Raw genomic sequence first — 18,887 nt, forward strand, 5'->3', positions numbered from 1 at the left:
TTTCACTTTCAAAAACCTAAATGTCCAAAGTGGGAAAGTGGGAAAGTGGGAAACATTTTGGCGAAAAGTTTGGTTGGTATAGATAAATTGCTTATTTTTGCAGTCGAAAGTATATTAAGCCTAAGATATAGGAATTACTAATTCAATATAATAACAATTTTAAAACATTATTATTTATGAGAAAGTCAATGAAAACTATTCTAGCAGCATTAGTGCTCGCAACGCCTTTGGCATTAACATCATGCGAAGGAACCCTCGATGACGTCTTCGGCGAGTGGAGCCGCCCCTCCGGCAACACTAACACCGATCCTACCCCCGCTGTATCTAATAACTATATGGAATGGGATGGTACTGCTTTAGCAGCAAAAGCTATTCCTACTACAGGAATCCAAGAAGTAACAGATGCTACAACGTCATTTGAAGGAGGTTTCTACATCGTTAAAACGGATGTAACCATTCCTGCTCCAGGAATTCTTATAAATGCCGACACGAAACTTATATTGTGCGATGGAGCAACTTTAACAGTAAACGGCTACTTTGAAGACAAATCTAGTACAACTACATATAGTCTGACAATATATGGTCAAGAGAATCAGATAGGAAAACTAATAGTTAATGCGCCCGGCGGCTGCTGTGGCACGATAGTAAAAGATCTCGAGATTCATGGTGGTGACATTAATATTACCGGGTCGACTGGTCTTGCTGCAATTAATCCATCTGGAGATATTTCAATATATGGTGGTAAAGTAACTGCAACTGGAGGTGATGCTGATGATATAATGACTGGAGGTCCTGGTATCTATTGTTTTACTGGAAATATTGTCATAGACGGAAATGCACAAGTTAATGCCTATGGCGGTGCAGGCCATATCAGCAATGATAATGGTGGTTATGGCATTTTGTTACAATCAGGTGATTTGACAATTTCAGGTACCCCAACAATTGTAGCTACTTCAGGTTCACAAAGGAACGCAATAGATGTTGCAGGAACTTTGACAATGAGTGGTGGTGATGTTACTGCAACTGCTGTTGGTAATTTAGGTAATGGCTTGGAATGTACTTCTAATCCTATGGCTTTTTCTGGCGGAAAAGTTACAGCATCTGGATCTACTGGAGCAGATTTGGGTATCGATGGAACCTTATCACTTAGCGGCGGGTTGCAACTCTATGAGGCAGCTACTGCAGACCCAACAACTTTGGCTGGAGATCAGACTGCTTGTACCAAGCAATATGCCATCATTAAGTAATAAGGTTATATATTATCATCGGAGGCGCTTCTGCAAGGAGGCGCCTTTTTTTGCCTTGTTTCACTAAATAATATAAAAACAAAGAGAGTTATGATGGAAATTGAGAAAAATGCAGTATCTTTGCATCGTATTTATAATACTGAAATAATGGATAAAAGATTAAAACGACAAGCAGCGCTCTACATGCTGATTACTCTAGTTGATGAGAATGAGGGTTACATCGAGATCAACTCCGATGTTATTCGTAGCACGTTCAACGATGAGGATCAGGTAGTTAAGGCCAAACTGAAAGATGGCACAGTGGCGCTGGCTGCAGACCTCGATGGCGACGTACTCCACGAAGCCGTAAGCAAATGGATGGTCGACAACCCGACCCAATCCAGGTACATCATGTCGAAACTCGACCCAAGAAGGCTTCATGGCCTAAGAATTTAGTTTTCTTTTTAACGAAGGAACTCCAAGACACAAGATGATATTAATAATAAAATGAGTAGAACATATATTTCACTTTTTAGCTGCGCAGGCGTTGGTTGCTATGGATTTAAGATGAATGGATTTGAATGCGTAGCATCCAATGAGTTGCTGGCACCACGCATAGAGGTACAGAAATGCAATCATAAATGTAAATATGAAAGCGGCTATATTTGTGGTGATGCCACTAAGCCAGAAACCCATCAGCGTATCTATGATGAGATAGCGATGTGGAAAGAAAAAGAAGGATTAGAACAGGTTGATGTTGTTTTTGCTACGCCTCCATGTCAGGGTATGTCAACGGCTAATTACAAGAAGACAGACCATGAGCAGATACGAAATTCTCTTGTTGTAGAGGCAATCAAACTAATTAAGGGTATTCACCCTAAAGTTTTTGTATTTGAGAATGTACGTGCTTTCATGAAATCAATCTGCACTGACTTGTCAGGAGATGACATGCTAATTAAGGAAAGCATCTACAAAAACCTGTCTGAGGACTATAACATCTATTGGAAAGTTATCAATTTCAAGGATTACGGAGTGCCTTCGAGTCGTCCGCGTACTATCGTTATTGGTACCAGCAAGGAACTGAGACATACTACGCCACTCCAATTGTTTCCCACAAGGCAGAATGAGATTCTGCTGCGTGATTCAATTGGCGGATTCCCCCGTCTGGCTTATTGTGAGAAAGATAAGAGTGATCCCTTCCATTTTGCACGCCCTTTCCCTGAATATATGTTGGATTGGATTAAAGACTTGAAGGAGGGTGAAACTGCCTTTGACAACCCAGACGAGACGAAACCATATCAGCTCGACAAAGATGGAAACAAAATAGTAAACAAAGGAGCCTATATGGGTAATAAGTACCGGCGTTTGATATGGGATAGGCCTGGGGCCTGCATTGCGACGAGAAGCGATATAATGTCATCACAAGACACCATTCACCCCTGCGATAATCGTGTTCTCAGCATACGTGAACTTATGACCCTGATGACAATCCCCAACAGTTTCCAATGGACAGACCATGATAGTCAACTCACTGTTGAAAACTCTGATGAATATCTTAGAGACAATGAAGGTAATATTCGCAGATGTATAGGTGAAGCAGTACCCACTCAGATAGGCAAGGATATTGCAGGAAAAATTAAACAGATGTTGGATTACGAGGATTATGTAAAGTGTGGCGGAGGAGATAATGCTAATAATTTCTACATAGCAGCACATCGTTGTTTTGGAGAAATACTGCCCCAAGATGCCTTTGCAGAGATTGACAAGAAAAAGGAAGAGGTGGAAAATATCTCTGTAAAAGTAGTTGGAATCAGAGATTTTCTAGTATTCGTCCCTCAATTGATTTCTTATTATTCTCATATCAACTCAATCACAATAGATGTCTTTAGCTTAACAAGCGAAGAAGAAATAAATTTATTATCGCTTTTGGAAAAGATGAACATAGGTAGCAATGTTCATATTAATATTCCAGAAAGAGCAGCTGAATTTGAAAGCTATAACATGATAGTCGAGAATGGCAAATGTCGTCATTTCTTTGTCACCATTCTTGGTGCGAAGCGACCTGTCAAAAAAACACAAGCAGACCCCCTACAACTTTCATTATTCTGAAGACATGAATCCCAATATTGACTCATCCACTCTTGATGGCATCTTAGTAGGTCGTGTAGATCCTCAAATATATGCATTCACGACAGAGACCATCCCTAACTACCTGAAAGTTGGTGATACTTATCGTCCCTTGGAGACAAGATTAGATGAATGGAGAAAACATTATCCCAATCTAATTCATCAATTCCACGACTCTGCTAAACTTGAAAGTGGGAACATTTTCAGAGACTTTGCTGTGCACGATTTTCTAGAACTGATAAAACACTATCACCGTCTTGAACCGCAAGATATTGAGGAGGGAATATATTATTCAAGGGAGTTCTTCAAGGAAGCACAAGTAGATGATGTTAAAGAGGCAATTGAAGATATTAAGGATAGCGAAAAGGCTAAGGATGGCAGATACCATTTCTATACCCCAGACCATTTGCCTATTAAACTGACTTTTGAAAGAGTTAAAGATTTCCCACCCAGAGATAATCAGCAACAGGCCATTGATAAGTTTAAGGAAGCTGTAAAGAACGGCAGGAACAATCTGCTAATGTATGCTGTAATGCGATTTGGAAAGTCTTTCACTGCTATGTGCTGTGCCACAGAAATGGAAGAGCCTGCGAAATTAGTACTGATAGTTTCGGCAAAGGCAGATGTCCGCAAGGAATGGCAAGAGACAGTACAAAGTCATGTCCGCTTCAAGGACTATGAATTTTTTGATGGGGAGGATTTGAAGAATGACACGAATCTCATTAGTAATACTCTGAAAGATAACAAACGAGTTGCTCTTTTCCTAACGCTCCAAGACCTTCAAGGCGATACCATCAAAACGAAGCATCAGGAGATTTTCAAGGAAAGCATAGATTTGCTTATCGTTGACGAAACTCATTTTGGTGCTCGCGCTGCTGAGTATGGTAAAGTTCTAAGAGCGGGTGGCTTATCTGATAGAGAGATCAAGAGTGAAATACAGACAGCAGAAACATCGGACGATATTGATAGTGAAATAAAACAGCTCAAGGCAAAAGTCAGGTTACATTTATCAGGTACACCTTATAGAATTCTGATGGGTGATGAGTTCACGAAAGACGATATTATTGCATTCTGCCAATACACTGATATCATTGATGCGAAAGAGGAATGGGACAAAGATAATGTTGATAATGACGATGTTTCAGAATGGGACAACCCCTATTATGGATTCCCACAAATGATAAGATTTGCCTTTCAGCCTAACGAATCGTCTATAAAACGAATGAAGGAGATGAGAGAAAAGGGGATTACCTATGCTTTCTCTGCTTTGTTCAAACCACTCTCACTAACAAAGAAAAATGATGGGAGTCACAAGAAATTTGCTAATGAAAGAGAGATATTAGAATTGTTAGAGATTATTGATGGTAGTCGTAATGATGATAATATCCTGGGATTCTTGGACTGCGATAAAATCAAGAAAGGAGAAATGTGTCATCACATGGTTTGTGTCCTTCCTTTCCGCGCCTCTTGTGACGCTCTGGAGGCATTAATCACAAATAACAAGAATCGTTTCAAGAATCTTGGCGAATATACCATCATTAACATTGCTGGAGTTGATGATGAGCGTACCTATAGTGACACAGAAACAGTAAAAGCTAAAATAAAGTCCTGTGAGGAAGCTGGCGAAAAAACAATAACCCTTACAGTCAACAGGATGCTTACAGGTAGTACTGTAAAACAATGGGACACAATGCTATATTTCAAAGATACTGCATCGCCCCAAGAGTACGATCAGGCTATTTTCCGCATACAAAACCAATATATTAAGGTTTATCAGGATAGTGAGGGCAAGGAAGTACGATTCAACATGAAACCTCAAACGCTTCTTGTCGATTTCGATCCTAACAGGATGTTTCGTATGCAGGAACTTAAATCGCAGTTCTATAATGTCAATACAGATAAGAATGGTAATAGCAAACTGAAACATCGTATTGAGCGTGAACTTATAATCTCGCCTATCATCACTATCAACAACAAGTTGATGAAGCAGGTTGAAGCCACTGATGTGATGGCAGTAGTTCAACAATACTCTCAAAATAAGAGTATTATGGATGAAGCTTACGAGGTGCCGGTAGATTTCTCGTTGCTTGATGATGCGACATTCAGGGATGAGATAGAAACAATGAAGGGTATTGATGCATCAAAGGGACTAGAATTTAGTCCCAATGAAGGCGATAATGATGATGATTACACTATCCCAGACATAGACACGCCAATAGATAATGATGGATCTAAAAGGGAACAGCCAGACAGAGAAAAGAAAGAAGATGAAGAAAATGAGGAGGAGAATATAGCAAATAAATTCAAAGCATATCAGGCTAAGATTCTGTTTTATGCTTTCTTGACGGATAGCCGAGTAGAATCTATCGAGGATGTCATCTACAGCATTGTGGGTGATAAAGGTAATAATCGTCGTATTGCGAAGAACCTTGGCTTAAAGGTTCCTATCTTGTGGATTTTACATAATAAGTGCAACCCCTTTATTTTACGCCATCTTGACTATAAGGTGAAGAATATAAATGATCTAATGAGGGACAATGCACTTAGCCCTATTGAAAGAGCAAACAAGGCCATCAATAAATTTGCAAGAGTATCAAGATCTGAGGTTGTAACTCCGCCATTCCTTGCTAATGAATTGGTATCTCTAATCCCGTCCGATGTTATAGACTCGGATATGCCTATTCTCGATATTTCAACTGTTGAAGGTGAAATAGCATATGCAATACAAAGAAAATATGGCGACAAGCTCAATAGCAGACTTTACTCCATACCATCTTCGCCATTGGCATACGAGTTAACACGAAAGATATATGGTTTGCTTGACATGCCTATAGAAAATGTTTTGGATTTCTATTCTTACAAATTAATTGGTGATAATAACGAAGAATATCTACGTCGACTTAACACCATTAATCCTGAAATAGTTATAGGTGTGCCACCATTCAGTGAGAGTGCAGGTGGAGGAAGAGGTGATGGAGGCAGTGCCATCTATCATAAGTTCTTCAATTTCGTCAAAGACAACTTATCCGCTCGTTATATCGATATGATGATGCAATCTACGTGGTATACAGGCGGACGAGGTGAGGGTCTTGATGCTTTCCGGAATTACATGCTTGATGTTAAAAGTGATGATACAGAGGAACAGTACGATAAAAACAAACATGTGAGAGAATTCCACGATTATCCCAATGTAGAAACATACGTAAATGGTGTCACTACTTTACGTGGAGGTATCTGTTTATTCCTTTGGGATAGGGAATATGAAGGCGACTGTCTTTTTATCAATCGATTCAATCATCACGACTATAAGAAGATGAGACCTCTGCGTTATTCTCATGGGGATTTTAAGGCAGATTTCCTAATAAGATGGAATGAGGGTCTTTCTATTCTTGAGAAAGTCCTGAGTCATGAAAAATCTTTTATCTACGAGAAAGGTCGTGATTTGATGCATAGTAGGAATCCATTTGGATTCCCAAACACAAGAGACAATTTCTCTACCAGAAGAACAGCTAGGAGTAAAACCAAGGTATATCTGGCTAAGGGCAAAGTAGGTTATGCGAAAGATGAACAATATAGTCATACTCCAGAAAAAGATGCCCTAAGGGATCGGTGGAAAGTGATGATTGCTAAGTCGAGCTCTGGCGGTGATGATTTACCACACCTAGTCATCAGCGAGCCAATCGTTTCAGAACCAGGCAGTGTAACTGCTAATACACACTATATAATTGATGGTGTGCCAACAGAAACAGAGGCAAGGAATCTTGCGGCATATATGAGGACCAGATTCTTCCGTTTTATGGTAAATCTCCTGCGTAGTAACCAGAATATGCGTATTGATATGTATCAGTTCGCGCCGCGTCTTGATTTTACGCGTAGTTGGACGGATACAGATTTATACGATAGGTATGATTTATCTTTAGATGAACGAGAATTTATCAGCCTGGTTGTAAGAGATATGGATTCAAAATAGCTTAGGGGGCCGCCTAGGCTTTCATAATAGTATAATACATGTATATGGCTATGGGTTATGGGTAGTGACAGCGTTAATTTCATATTCACAATAGATTTCGATCTGGATGTCATTGACAAAAAACTATGGCATACATTCTGCCTATGGCGAGAATACAACATGAAAAAACTCACTGCCGTTGATAATATATCTCAATGTCTACTACAAATGATGCTGCTAAGAGTTAGGTCTCTGAAACAAATGCTGTACGGAGTGCCTCTGTATCTTGAAAAACCAGAACTGAGGAAAGTACTGGATATATCATCTATGGCTGCCGTTGTAAGGGGGATTTATGAAACTGCTTTTATCTATCACAACATCTTTATTACAACAGAGAATGACGATGAGAGAGATATTCTTATTTTAATATGGAAGATTAAGGGATTAAATAACACCCAGGGCGCAATGCCGCCAGACGGACAAGAAGTACACCAAAGACAGGATGCTGCAACGATAGCAGAATATAAAAGAAAAGCTTCTGAGATAGCAGATAGAATGAACATTTCAGCAAATGCACGTAAGGTTTTAGATGAAATTATTGATGACACAGACAGCAATCTGAGAGGATACATATTTGAAAAGGACGAAGAGGGCAGGACAATCAAAATACATAGAAAAAACTTTAGCAAGCCTGCAGCATTGTTTGGACACGATATGTATTCATACCTATACTCTTACATGTCAATCTTTAGCCATCCATCCTATCTAGGCATGACTAATTACGCCGATATGTTTAATAATGGCAAGGACAGGGAAAATGCGAATATATTACTCCAAACAACTTGTATATGCGTTTCAAAATTTATCTCTGATTTTTGTGAGGCGATTCCTAATGGAAAAAAAATATGGAAAGAAATTAATCCAACTCCATTATCATTGTTAGATATATGCAACAATCTTTAGTTTTTATTTCTCCAACCTTTTTGTTGAATAAAAATTCCGCCTCGGAGCCAGAGCAGACGGCTTGGGGGCGGAGTCTACCATTTATATATAAGAGAGGGATTTAACTAAGGGGAATGAGTTTGTTGGTGCTTAAATCGTAGAAGACTTTGTGTTTGAAGTTGATGTTGCCATCATGAGTGATGGGGGAGAGATCGATACCACGATTCTTGAACTCGTCGATGAGAGCCCTATTGTGATAGGCGCGCATACTTGTCCAGGCGTTGAGGCCTGCCTGACGATTGAATTCACTAACTAACTGCCCAATTTGCATATCGGCAAATTGAAGGGCAAACCGAATGTAATAAATGTGATTTACCATAACTTTAATTTTTTGAAGTTTATAATGCTTCCGCATCGTACTACCACCGTGGCTAAAGCTATTTAAGCTCGGTTGGTGAGTTTACTCCCGAAGGGGTAACTGCTCTTGATGCTTTCGGGTGCAAAGATACGAAGATTTTCGATAAGTTCCAAATTATAAAGCATGAAAAATCGGGGCGCTCATCACTGAGGGCCCCGATTTTATAGGATTATTCGTTATAAGTGTTAAAAGTTAGAGGGGTGTAACGACTTATGGTACAGTCCTCTTTTACTTTTGCGGCATGAGTTACGAAGATATTATCAATTTACCGCATCATGTGTCGAAGCGACATCCGCAAATGTCCATGAAGAAACGAGCAGCCCAGTTTGCTCCGTTTGCTGCTATGGAGGGTTATAAAGAGCATATTGAGGAAGCAATACGCCAGAATGAAAAAGAGTATGAGACGAAGGTTGATGAAGATTGGTAGTGAGGGGAAAGCGTGACGTGAGTTTTCTTGGAAAAGGTTTGGTACAATGGTGGAAAAGTCGTACTTTTGTGGCTCTAAAACATTTTCTAACGGGGCATAAGTCCCAATTATTATCTTCTAAAAAAAAATAATATGGAACAAATAACAACCGGAGCAAACTGGCTCCAAGGAATGGGAACCCTCGACGCGGATCGTGCAAGTTCCCGAGAAACAGAGTTAATTAACAGGTCTAATTCTTCTAAGAAGTTAGGACTAAGAGACGGCATGATGCATCTGTATTACTCTCTGCGCTACTACAATTATGAGTCACATACCTACTATGCCGTAGCCAGATTATCATCTGCTCTTGATATTTGTGCCACTCTTAAATGCAATCTGGAAGCAATTGATGCTTATATTGCGGCACTTAACAGGAATGAGTGTGTGGAAATCTTGGACAAGGAGTTCTGGGATGCCATGAACAGCTTCCCCCCATATGCAGGCAGCTTATTGGAGCAAAACCTGCTTTCGAAGAATGTGTCGCTGAAGGATCATAATCTGGATAATGACAAATGTATAGAGAGTTGTATAAAGGATACGAAGGATATACACCGCTTCCTGAAAGAGGGTTTTGAGAAACTGCTGGGAAAACTGGCAATTGCCCAGAACAAGTTATTCCATGTTAATCCCAAGTTCTATATCAATCTGTATGAGGAGGAAAAGAAGCGTTTTAATCTCTGCTACGTCATCCCCGCCTATAATATCTGGCGTCTTGATGTCCTAGATCTGATTTTCGATGAGGAAAAGAAAAAGCAGACCAAAACTGTAGCTGACTTCGTAAAATGGGGAGGACTCCGGCATGCTGCTGATCCATCGAATGAGGATTTGGAGAAGGTTTACGAAGAGAAAGTGAAGCAGTTTATGCCTCATAACTATGAGTATCCCATCGACTTCAAGCAAAGATGCGCTGTAGTAAGGAAGTATCTCTATTGGGATGGCGAACTGCTCTTTATTAATAAGGCGAAGATGGCTTGGTATATGCATCGCTATTACTACAAGATGACAGATGTGGAATTTAAGAAGATTTTCGAACTGGAGATGATGCTTTCGTTGATTAACGAAGATTTGATAAGCCTTGACCCCCAATTATCTGCTAAATATAAGAAGGAGGAGACCAACCATCAGACCGAGATTAACATCTTCGCCCCTGCCAAAGCTATGAAAGTGATACTAAACAATGACTGGTTCTTTGATTTTTGCAAAGATAAGAGCATTGGCAAGACTTGGATAGATACTTTCATTGATAATCTGTTTGCATCGGAATATGGTTTGCAAATAGCGAAGGATTGGGAAAAGGTTAGAAAGAGAGTCAAGATAAAAGCGGGAATTATAGGCTGCCTTTGGGGTGCTGACTTCTTAGAGGGGAGTAACATGCAAATTGCCAAAGCCATTCTTCAAGGTGAGAAAGGTAACCGTTCATCCTTTGCTGAATACATGGGACTGGGTAGAAAGGAACCTTATGCCAAATGGATTTATGACTATGTAAAATAGTAAAAGTTCGATTCTAAGGGTTCGATTGTTATTCGAAAGAGTAGCAATCGATTTTTTTTGTATTTTTTTAATTGCTCATAATCAGATAGTTAGGCGTTCGATTATTCGATTCGATTTTTAATTGAGCAACAAAATTTTTCAATCGAATAATCGAGCACTACCTTTGCAGCGCATTTCTAGAAAGCAGCCGGCTTATAATTGCTCTTTGAGGCTTCGCCTCGGTGATCTTTGACTTGGTGATACAAAAATAAAATAGTTTTTTACGAACATTATTTATTAATTATATAAAGGTCGCCTGAAAGGGGGCGACGTAAAATAAAAAATTTCATTATGAAACATTCAGAAATACAAATGTTTAAGCAGTTTCTCAGTGATAAGAAGATCTCTGAGGTGTTTGCTGAGACTTACAAGAAGAACCATCTGATGACGAATCCTCCTTCGCTGGATGACTACTTGGAGAGAATTCGGGCTGAGAATGTGATTCCTCAGGCTTTCAGTTACCCCAACAATTATTTCGGCAAGAACTTCTGGTTGGGAGTGAACGAAGAGTGGAATCAGATCATCAGCCAGCAGAAGGCTGCCAATCGGGAGGCTATCCAGTTGGATTGTTTGGACTTGGAGGTAATAGATGTTCAGTCGAGAACCAACAACCAGGGGCTTCCTAAGAACACCTGTTCGCTGAATTTGAAGGGTAATCGTCTGACACTGAACATGGAACATTCGAAAATGGTAGCTAAGAAGCTTTCCACTCACATGTTGCTCACAAGAAGCCGCCAGTCTACTGATGTTGTTCTGATGTTCAACCGTGGCAGGGGGCTCGAGGTGAAGTTCAAGGCTGGTACAAGCAGTCTTCAGTTTGCCAACATTGATTTGGCGAACAGACTGGTAGAGCTGCTGGATCTGAATCCTGAACAGGAGTACTTCCACTTAGGGATTGAACTGCTGGATGAAACGAAAGAATACTTGCTTTTCATTCTGAAAAAGTAATTGAAAATTGAATATTGAAAATTGAAAATTGAAAAGTTATGGAAAAGACAGTTAGAATTGTGGAGCAGTCGGAGTTGCTACAGAGAAAGTACACCGACAAGAACACGGGTGAGGAAAAGGTTATCAACTGTGTTCAGTTTAAGTTAACAGATGGCATCGATACTTTTATCGGTGAGATTACTGGAGAGCGGGCTGTGAATTGCCCGAAGTACGACAAGAACTACTTCTATCAGGTACAGTGTACGATGGTGGTACGTGGTTGGAACTCCCAGCAGACTGGTGAGCAGAAACAAGCCACAACGATTTACATTGAACGGATAAATGTAAAATAGGGGTTAGTGGTTAACCCCTAACCACTAAAATGAACATCATGACTTTAGAATATTTAGAATTAACAGAAGACTTAAAACGTAGTAATATGGAAAAAGTAAACAAGACTCAGGAGCTGGAGGTGCAAGGCACCTCGGCTCCTACACGGAAGAAGTGTATTAAGAGCTTCAAGTCGAACACCCGCATCTTTGATGACAATTCGATTGAGGTGATTCCTAAGGCTGATGGCGTGCCATCGCAGAAGGATGTGAAGAAGTCGGGTCGCTCTAAGCGTTATGCCACTACCGGCAAGAACCCACTGACTTGTGTTGAACTGAAATGTCCTAACGATGTGGTAGACAAGGCTGCCTACTTCCACAAGGAGCTGCAGAAGCTTACCAAGGACATTCAGATCAGCGAACCTACCTTGCCCCAGGGCGAGTATCTGTTAAACAATGACAGACTGAAAGTTTGTTTTGTTAAAGACCAGAACCAGGTGATTGCCTGGCTCACATTTGAAGTTAAAGGAAATATCGACGTAAGAAAAGAGCTTTACCAAATGTCTAGTGAGATTGATAAATGTTTTGTTATCAACAGCGATTTGATTTGCCCACAGCAATAGTAACAGCTTCAATCTTCAATCAACTGGTGGACAGTGCCCAGACCCAATGGCTCACGACTCAACATCGTAAGCTGAGGGAGGCGCTGCCCTCCATTCTGGAAGGAGATAAGGATTTACTGAATCAGTGGGAGAACGACGAGAATTTCATTAAGTTTTGTCAGAGTCAGGAGGCATGTCGTAAGAAGACTTCGGGAGGTAAGACGAAGGGGGAGTGTTTCAAGGCACTCACCATCGAGAAGAAACTCCAGACTTATTGCGACTACCTGAAGAAGAGTCTGCCGTTTGTGATTTTCATAGCCACCTACGATGAAACCGCCTCTGCAAGCGGTAAGTTGGGGTGCTGGAGGAAACAGGCGGCTTGCAGGCTGAACGGCTTGTGTGTGATTGACCTCGACCATATAGAGGGGGATTGCAGGGCTGTTTGGGAAGAGGCTTATGCCAAGTTGAGTGATGAGGATAAGGCCAGGATTCTGCTGGTTTACGTCACCCCATCTGGGCATGGCTTAAAGGTGGTGATCATGGCTGACAGCCGTATCGGAAACCTCTTAGATAATCAAAAGGATTTCTCGGTTAAACTTGGATTAACCGATAATCACGATGATGTATGCCGTGACGCTTCAAGGGGGGCCTTCCTGACATCCCGCGAAAATATTTTACTGATTAACGAACAAGAATTATTTACTTATGAGAACAAAGATTTTGCTGAGAAATACAATGAGAACTATCATGCTGGTCATTCTCAGTCTACTATTAACTTTGGTGAGAGTGGCTCTGATAGCCATGGTTTATCCGCTGTACAAGATGCTGGAGAAGACAAACAGTCTTTATCAGAATTCGATGGAGACAACGTGCAGCCTTCTGAGCTTCTGAAGTATAATGGCGTATCATTCGCCAAGATTTTTGAAGCCTGGTTAGGGGATGCCTCTCTTGATCAGAACCGCCACAATACCCTTGTGGATTTGGCCAGCCATCTGCGCTACATCCTAGGTAAGAACCCTAAGAAGATTACCGAGTGGGTGATGACGCTGCAATGGGTTAGGAATCTGGCTGATGAAGGTGAGGATATTGGCGGTACGGTGAAGTCGGTGATGGATTTTAGGTATAAGGAGTTTATGCCTAAGAGACTGAAAGAGGCGCTAAGGAAAGTCGGGGCGCTGGATCCTGAGGGGAGGCATGTGACGGAGGGGGAAGTTCAGACCACCCCGCCTAACGGCACCCCTCCTAACTCAGGAGGGGAACAAGGGGATGTGTATGCGATGTTGCCGCTGGATAGCTGGGCGGAGGAGCTAGAGAAGATGAGTGAATATTTCCCTTGTCTGAAGGAACTCTTCATCAATCTGCATCCCCATAAGCGACCTGCTGTTCTCTTCTCTAGTGCTGCTCTGTTCGGCACGCTGATGACCCGCTCGTGGTATCATTATTGGTACGACCCTGAGCTGGTGCGCCGACTGAACTACTGCATCTTCATCATCGGTGATCCTGGTGCCGGTAAGAACGTCATCGAGAAGTTCTATAAGAAGATAGCCGACCCGATGATTCAGGCCGATCAGGTGGGTATCGATGCGGTGAACCGCTACAAGGAGAGTCGCACGGAGCGTACCACCTCTACCAAGGCCCAGAAGGGCGAGGCATTGAAGAAACCGGATGTGCCCATTCGTGTTCACCCCGCCCGAACGGCTACAGGCGAGTTTATCCGTCACATGCGGGCATGCGTGGAGATCATCCAAGGCAATCCCCTGAATCTGCATATGTTCTCGTTTGACTCGGAGTTGGATAATGTCACCAAGAACAACAAGGGTGGCGACTGGAAGGACCGAGAAATCTTGGAACTGAAGGCTTTCCACAACGAGGAGGACGGACAGATGTATGCCAATCAGGAGAGCGTGACAGGAATGTTCAACGTGTTTTGGAACTTCATCTATACCGGAACACCTTACGCCCTGCATCGCAAGGTGAATCAAAGGAATTTCGGTACTGGTATGAGCACCCGTCTGGCTGTGATTCCCCTGCCTGATAAGGGCTTGGCTCAGCGTAATCAGGAGGTTGACCCCGAGGCCAACGAAACCCTGAAACAATGGGCTTATAGGCTGGATAAGGTAGAAGGTGAACTGCCGATAGAACCACTGAACGATGAGACCTACGACTGGCAATCGAGCCACATGGAGATCGCGGAGTTTAATGGCGACAAGGCAGACCGCACGCTACTGAAACGTATTCCTTACTATGGTATCGGCATCTCGTTGCCTTACATCCTGATGCGTCATTGGGATGAGTGGCAGGAGCAACGCACCCTGACCATGGATGATATTGACAAGCAGCTCTGCCGCCTGGCAATGGATATCCAGTACAAATGTCAGCAGTTCTTCTTCGGTGAGATGGCGTTCAACTACTTCGCCGATCAGAATAAGGAATTAGTGGTGCGTCGCCGCTCTACTAAGTATGACGAGTGCTTCCGTAAGCTGCCTGATGAGTTTAAATCTCAGCAGTTTATAGAGTGCTTTGGATGCAGTAGTTCTTCGGCAGGAAGATTAATCAACAGGTTGAAGAACGATGGTGTGATTGAAAGTGTGAAGTATGGAGTCTATAAGAAAGTTCTGCAGGAGTTACCATGAATTTGGATTTTTAGAGATTATGTTAGCAAGAGGATTAAGAAATTGTAACCCGCTGAATATCCGTAAAGGCAGGGATCAGTGGCAGGGTCAGGCCGATCGGCAGACCGACAGTGCCTTTGTAGTGTTTAAGTCGATGGCGTGGGGCTGGAGGGCTGCGTTTAAGTTGCTCACGCGTACCTACTATCATAAGTACCGCCTCTATACCATCCGGATGATTATCCAGAAATGGGCGCCGCCGCATGAGAATAATACCGAGGCGTATATCAGCAACGTGTCGCGTCTAACGGGTATTCCGCCCGATGAGCCCATCGGCATTCCGATGGAGAGTCCCGCCCGCTGGATGATGCTCGCCGCCGCCATGGCCATCCAAGAGAACGGCACCAGCGATCTCGATTACTTCGCCCTGCTCCAAGGCTGGACGTTGAGCCGAGAAGAGTGCGGGGAAAGATAATTAGGCACGGATGACACGGATTTTTTGTTAAGCCCTCCCCTATCCCCTCCTACTCAGGAGGGGAATTTTTATTTTATATAATAAGGTACGCGAGGGGGGAAAACGTAAACGTTTGCAATAAAAATTATAAGAAATAGTGTTATTTTTCACAAATATATTGTAACTTTGCATCCGAAACAAGCATCTACTGAAAAGAAATAATAAAAAAATCATTTAATTAATTTAATTGTATAACTAAAACTAACGTGTATGAATCATCAAATCAAAAGAGCCTTTATGGCTATGCTTTTGTCTGTGTTCTGCTTCGTGGCTTATGCTCAGAAGACAGTCACAGGAACTGTGGTGGACGCTACAGGTGAGCCCATGATTGGTGTAAGTATTCTCGTTGACGGTACCACCATCGGTGGCGTGACCGACTTCGACGGTAACTTCTCCATCAAGGATGTTCCTGAGAATGGTGTCCTGAAGATCTCTTACATCGGCTACAAGGACCAGAAGATCTCGGTGGCTGGTAAGAGCAGTATCAACGTCACTCTTGAAGAGGACGCAGCCAGCCTTGATGAAATCGTGGTCGTAGGTTACGGCACGATGAAGAAGAAGGACTTGACCGGTGCTGTTGCCAGTGTGAAGACCGACGACCTCGCTAAGGTGGCAGGTGCCAACGCCCTGTCAGCCATGCAGGCAAAGGTTCCTGGTGTCGACCTCCAGCAGTCTAATGGTGGTCAGGCCGGTGAAGGCGTCAGCATGACCCTCCGTGGTAACCGTTCACTGTTGGCCGGTAATGGTCCTCTGGTAATCGTAGACGGTGTAGAGTATGGCTCTACCCTCGACATCCCTGCCAGCGACATCGAGTCAATGGATATCCTGAAGGATGCCGCCTCTACTGCTATCTACGGTACGAAGGGTGCCAATGGTGTTATCCTCATTACCACCAAGCGCGGTAAGGCAGGTAAGACATCTGTAACCTTCAACGGCTATCTGTCATTCAACAGCGCTACTGGTATTGTGAAGCCTATGTACGGCGACAAGGAAGTTCAGCGTCTGATCGACAAGAAAAACTATGAGGATGCAGCTGCAAACGGTTGGAACTTCACCAACTCTGCCACTCCCGCCGACGTGCTGACCTTCAACCTGGAGGACTTGACACCGACGCTCGACATCTATAATGACAAGTCGTACACCGACTGGCTTGACATGATCATGAAGAACAGTGTCTCTCAGAACTACGAGGTTTCTGTCCAGGGTGGTAACGAGAAGACCAACTTCAACGTATCAATGGCAGCCATGGATGATAAGGGTCTGCTGAAGGGCGATAAGTACAAGCGTTATACGGGTCGTGTGAACATCGACCACCAGATCAACAAGATCGTGAAGATTGGTGCCAGCCTCTCTTATGCTTATAAGAGCAACGACAAGCGTAACGGTGGTGTATTCAACCAGGCCCAGAAGATGACCTCTATCACTCACGCTTATCTGAACGACGGCAGTATCTATGCTACTCCTAACCCATGGTATCCCGCCCACTGTTCTCCTCTGCTTGACGAGGATGGCGCATACCAGCGTAACATTGAGAGCACCCGTTTCTTCGGTAGCGGCTATCTGCAGCTCAACCCGCTGAAGGGCCTCACCGTGAAGTCTCAGTTCACAATGGACCGTAGCGACTCTCGTACAGGTACCTATCAGGACTACCATAGCCAGGCTCGTTATCAGTCGCCGACCACTACTTACATCGGCAATGACAAGAGCGTCAGCACCAAGTATGTATGGCAGAACACTGCCAACTACAACAAAGAGATTGGCAAGCACGACATGACCTTCCTGCTCGGTCACGAAATGTCGCAGAGCGTGAAGGAAGCAAGCAGCATCTCTGGTGATGCAGGCTCGGAGAGCTACAAGAAGAGCTCGTTCTACGATGTCAGCAAAATCGGTTCTCCGCTCGTTACCTCTTCATACGTTAAGAGCTCTATGCTCTCATTCTTTGCACGTGCCAACTACTCCTTCGATGGCAAGTACCTGTTGCAGGCATCGGTTCGTGCTGATGGTTCTTCTGTGCTCGCAGAGGGTCACAAGTGGGGCTACTTCCCCTCTGTCAGCGCCGGTTGGCGTATCTCGGAGGAAAGCTTCATGCAGGGTGCCAAGTCTTGGCTTGACAACTTGAAGTTCCGCGTATCTTGGGGTCTCTCTGGTAACGCTGCCATTGATGCCTACCAGACACTGGCTACGATTTCTTCTATCGTTCCTAACTCTACAGAGAAAGCTCCGATGACCATGTCTAACCCCGAGTTGACTTGGGAAAAGACCTCTGCCCTGAACTTCGGTCTTGACTTCTCGTTCCTCAATGGCCGTATCTATGGTTCTGTTGAGTACTATATGAGCAAGACTTATGATCTGCTGTACTACAAGACAGCTCCTCCATCATCTGTCTTCACCAGCACCATCTCTAACGTTGGTAAGACCAAGGGTCACGGTCTGGAGGTATCTCTCGGTGCCACACCCGTTAAGACCAAGGACTTCACTTGGGATCTGAACGTATCAGGTACCTTCGCCAAGGACGAGGTAGAGGAATTGGCAGACGGTATCGAGCAGTTCGTAAGCGGAACATCTATCCTGAAGGTCGGTGAGCCTGTATCTGCATACTATGCTTACGATATGGACGGCTGCTGGGGTATCGGTGAGTTCGACCAGTACATGGCAGCACACCCCGACTTCGAGAAGCCTCAGGCTGACTACGGTGATCCTGGTACACCAAAGGTGATCGACACCAACAATGACGGTCAGATCGATGATAGCGACAAGATTATCTACAACCGCTCTCCGAAGGCCATCCTTGGTCTGGGTACTACCCTTACCTACAAGGACATCTCTCTGAGCGTTCAGACAATGGCCCGTCTGGGTGGATACCTCGACTACAGCGGCTATGGCCTGTACCTCTACGACAACGCCAACTGGGGTGAGCTGGGCGACCTTGGATACTGGACTCCCAACAATCAGGGTGCCGACATTCCTTCACCTGGTTGCGCCGGCGCTACTCCTACCTTCTACAAGAGCTCTATCCAGATCCAGAAGGCCGACTACTTCAAGATCAAGGACATCACCCTGTCTTACAATCTGCCGAAGAACCTCCTGAAGAAGGTCCTCATCAGCAATGCTCGCATCTATGGCTCTCTGAAGAACTTCTTCACCTTCAGCCACTTCGACAACTACGATCCTGAGCGTGGCGGTTCCGTGAACTTCCCGCTGATGAAGCAGGCTGTGATTGGTCTTAACATAACTTTCTAAATCAATAA

At 43.4% G+C, this 18,887-nt stretch carries 14 protein-coding genes and 1 riboswitch; of the genes, 13 read left to right on the forward strand and 1 reads right to left on the reverse strand.

The window, feature by feature from the left end; all coding sequences use genetic code 11:
• The first annotated feature begins 188 nt into the window (after positions 1-188).
• The 5 genes from BMY16_RS00005 to BMY16_RS00025 all read left to right on the forward strand — a co-directional run bounded on the left by BMY16_RS00005 (position 189) and on the right by BMY16_RS00025 (position 8,265).
• Positions 189-1,247: a hypothetical protein gene (locus tag BMY16_RS00005; RefSeq protein ID WP_091838401.1), complete on the forward strand. Its 1,059-nt coding sequence runs from the start codon at positions 189-191 to the stop codon at positions 1,245-1,247.
• 183 nt (positions 1,248-1,430) lie between these two features.
• Positions 1,431-1,682: a hypothetical protein gene (locus tag BMY16_RS00010; protein ID WP_139207062.1), complete on the forward strand. Its 252-nt coding sequence runs from the start codon at positions 1,431-1,433 to the stop codon at positions 1,680-1,682.
• Between the two features lie 51 nt (positions 1,683-1,733).
• Positions 1,734-3,335: a DNA cytosine methyltransferase gene (locus tag BMY16_RS00015; protein ID WP_091838406.1), complete on the forward strand. Its 1,602-nt coding sequence runs from the start codon at positions 1,734-1,736 to the stop codon at positions 3,333-3,335.
• The gene (locus tag BMY16_RS00020; protein ID WP_091838409.1) at positions 3,241-7,323 is read left to right on the forward strand and encodes a DEAD/DEAH box helicase family protein; all 4,083 of its coding nucleotides are present in this window, start codon (positions 3,241-3,243) and stop codon (positions 7,321-7,323) included. Before BMY16_RS00015 ends, BMY16_RS00020 begins: the two co-directional genes overlap by 95 nt.
• A 57-nt stretch (positions 7,324-7,380) precedes the next feature.
• Entirely contained in the window at positions 7,381-8,265 is an 885-nt protein-coding gene (locus BMY16_RS00025) for a DUF5677 domain-containing protein (protein ID WP_091838411.1), read from the forward strand.
• A gap of 100 nt (positions 8,266-8,365) precedes the next feature.
• Here BMY16_RS00025 and BMY16_RS00030 read toward each other — a convergent pair whose 3' ends face one another.
• Positions 8,366-8,575: a hypothetical protein gene (locus BMY16_RS00030; protein WP_139207063.1), complete on the reverse strand. Its 210-nt coding sequence runs from the start codon at positions 8,573-8,575 to the stop codon at positions 8,366-8,368.
• 46 nt (positions 8,576-8,621) lie between these two features.
• Positions 8,622-8,740, reverse strand: a riboswitch (SAM-I-IV-variant riboswitch).
• Positions 8,741-8,966: 226 nt separating this feature from the next.
• Here BMY16_RS00030 and BMY16_RS15895 point away from each other — a divergent pair.
• The 8 genes from BMY16_RS15895 (at position 8,967) to BMY16_RS00070 (ending at position 18,879) form a co-directional block, all read left to right on the forward strand.
• Positions 8,967-9,089, forward strand: coding sequence for a hypothetical protein (locus BMY16_RS15895; RefSeq protein ID WP_262987317.1), 123 nt, complete (start codon positions 8,967-8,969; stop codon positions 9,087-9,089).
• A 132-nt stretch (positions 9,090-9,221) separates the two neighbouring features.
• On the forward strand, positions 9,222-10,619 hold the full coding sequence (locus BMY16_RS00040; protein WP_139207064.1) for a hypothetical protein: 1,398 nt from the start codon (positions 9,222-9,224) through the stop codon (positions 10,617-10,619).
• A gap of 330 nt (positions 10,620-10,949) precedes the next feature.
• On the forward strand, positions 10,950-11,606 hold the full coding sequence (locus BMY16_RS00045) for a hypothetical protein (protein WP_139207065.1): 657 nt from the start codon (positions 10,950-10,952) through the stop codon (positions 11,604-11,606).
• 38 nt (positions 11,607-11,644) lie between these two features.
• Positions 11,645-11,938 (forward strand): hypothetical protein, encoded by a 294-nt coding sequence (locus BMY16_RS00050; protein WP_091838423.1) that lies wholly within the window; start codon positions 11,645-11,647, stop codon positions 11,936-11,938.
• Between the two features lie 86 nt (positions 11,939-12,024).
• Entirely contained in the window at positions 12,025-12,537 is a 513-nt protein-coding gene (locus BMY16_RS00055) for a hypothetical protein (protein WP_091838426.1), read from the forward strand.
• Positions 12,522-15,149 (forward strand): BT4734/BF3469 family protein, encoded by a 2,628-nt coding sequence (locus tag BMY16_RS00060; RefSeq protein ID WP_244512781.1) that lies wholly within the window; start codon positions 12,522-12,524, stop codon positions 15,147-15,149. Before BMY16_RS00055 ends, BMY16_RS00060 begins: the two co-directional genes overlap by 16 nt.
• Before the next feature lie 19 nt (positions 15,150-15,168).
• The gene (locus tag BMY16_RS00065; protein ID WP_244512783.1) at positions 15,169-15,600 is read left to right on the forward strand and encodes a hypothetical protein; all 432 of its coding nucleotides are present in this window, start codon (positions 15,169-15,171) and stop codon (positions 15,598-15,600) included.
• A gap of 249 nt (positions 15,601-15,849) precedes the next feature.
• Positions 15,850-18,879 carry a SusC/RagA family TonB-linked outer membrane protein gene (locus tag BMY16_RS00070; RefSeq protein ID WP_091838431.1) on the forward strand — a complete coding sequence of 1,010 codons (3,030 nt, stop codon included), beginning with the start codon at positions 15,850-15,852 and terminating at the stop codon, positions 18,877-18,879.
• Positions 18,880-18,887: the final 8 nt, after the last annotated feature.

The organism is Prevotella sp. ne3005 (genome assembly GCF_900110085.1).
Lineage (GTDB): Bacteria > Bacteroidota > Bacteroidia > Bacteroidales > Bacteroidaceae > Prevotella.

Excerpts from the sequence above, each read along its gene's own strand:
- BMY16_RS00065 (WP_244512783.1), top strand. The coding sequence starts at position 15,169 with ATGTTAGCAAGAGGATTAAGAAATTGTAACCCGCTGAATATCCGTAAA.
- BMY16_RS00055 (WP_091838426.1), top strand. The coding sequence starts at position 12,025 with ATGGAAAAAGTAAACAAGACTCAGGAGCTGGAGGTGCAAGGCACCTCG.
- BMY16_RS00020 (WP_091838409.1), top strand. The coding sequence starts at position 3,241 with ATGGCAAATGTCGTCATTTCTTTGTCACCATTCTTGGTGCGAAGCGAC.
- BMY16_RS00015 (WP_091838406.1), top strand. The coding sequence starts at position 1,734 with ATGAGTAGAACATATATTTCACTTTTTAGCTGCGCAGGCGTTGGTTGC.
- BMY16_RS00025 (WP_091838411.1), top strand. The coding sequence starts at position 7,381 with ATGGGTAGTGACAGCGTTAATTTCATATTCACAATAGATTTCGATCTG.
- BMY16_RS00030 (WP_139207063.1), bottom strand. The coding sequence starts at position 8,575 with ATGCAAATTGGGCAGTTAGTTAGTGAATTCAATCGTCAGGCAGGCCTC.
- BMY16_RS00010 (WP_139207062.1), top strand. The coding sequence starts at position 1,431 with ATGCTGATTACTCTAGTTGATGAGAATGAGGGTTACATCGAGATCAAC.
- BMY16_RS00005 (WP_091838401.1), top strand. The coding sequence starts at position 189 with ATGAAAACTATTCTAGCAGCATTAGTGCTCGCAACGCCTTTGGCATTA.
- BMY16_RS00040 (WP_139207064.1), top strand. The coding sequence starts at position 9,222 with ATGGAACAAATAACAACCGGAGCAAACTGGCTCCAAGGAATGGGAACC.
- BMY16_RS00070 (WP_091838431.1), top strand. The coding sequence starts at position 15,850 with ATGAATCATCAAATCAAAAGAGCCTTTATGGCTATGCTTTTGTCTGTG.
- BMY16_RS00050 (WP_091838423.1), top strand. The coding sequence starts at position 11,645 with ATGGAAAAGACAGTTAGAATTGTGGAGCAGTCGGAGTTGCTACAGAGA.
- BMY16_RS00045 (WP_139207065.1), top strand. The coding sequence starts at position 10,950 with ATGAAACATTCAGAAATACAAATGTTTAAGCAGTTTCTCAGTGATAAG.
- BMY16_RS15895 (WP_262987317.1), top strand. The coding sequence starts at position 8,967 with ATGAAGAAACGAGCAGCCCAGTTTGCTCCGTTTGCTGCTATGGAGGGT.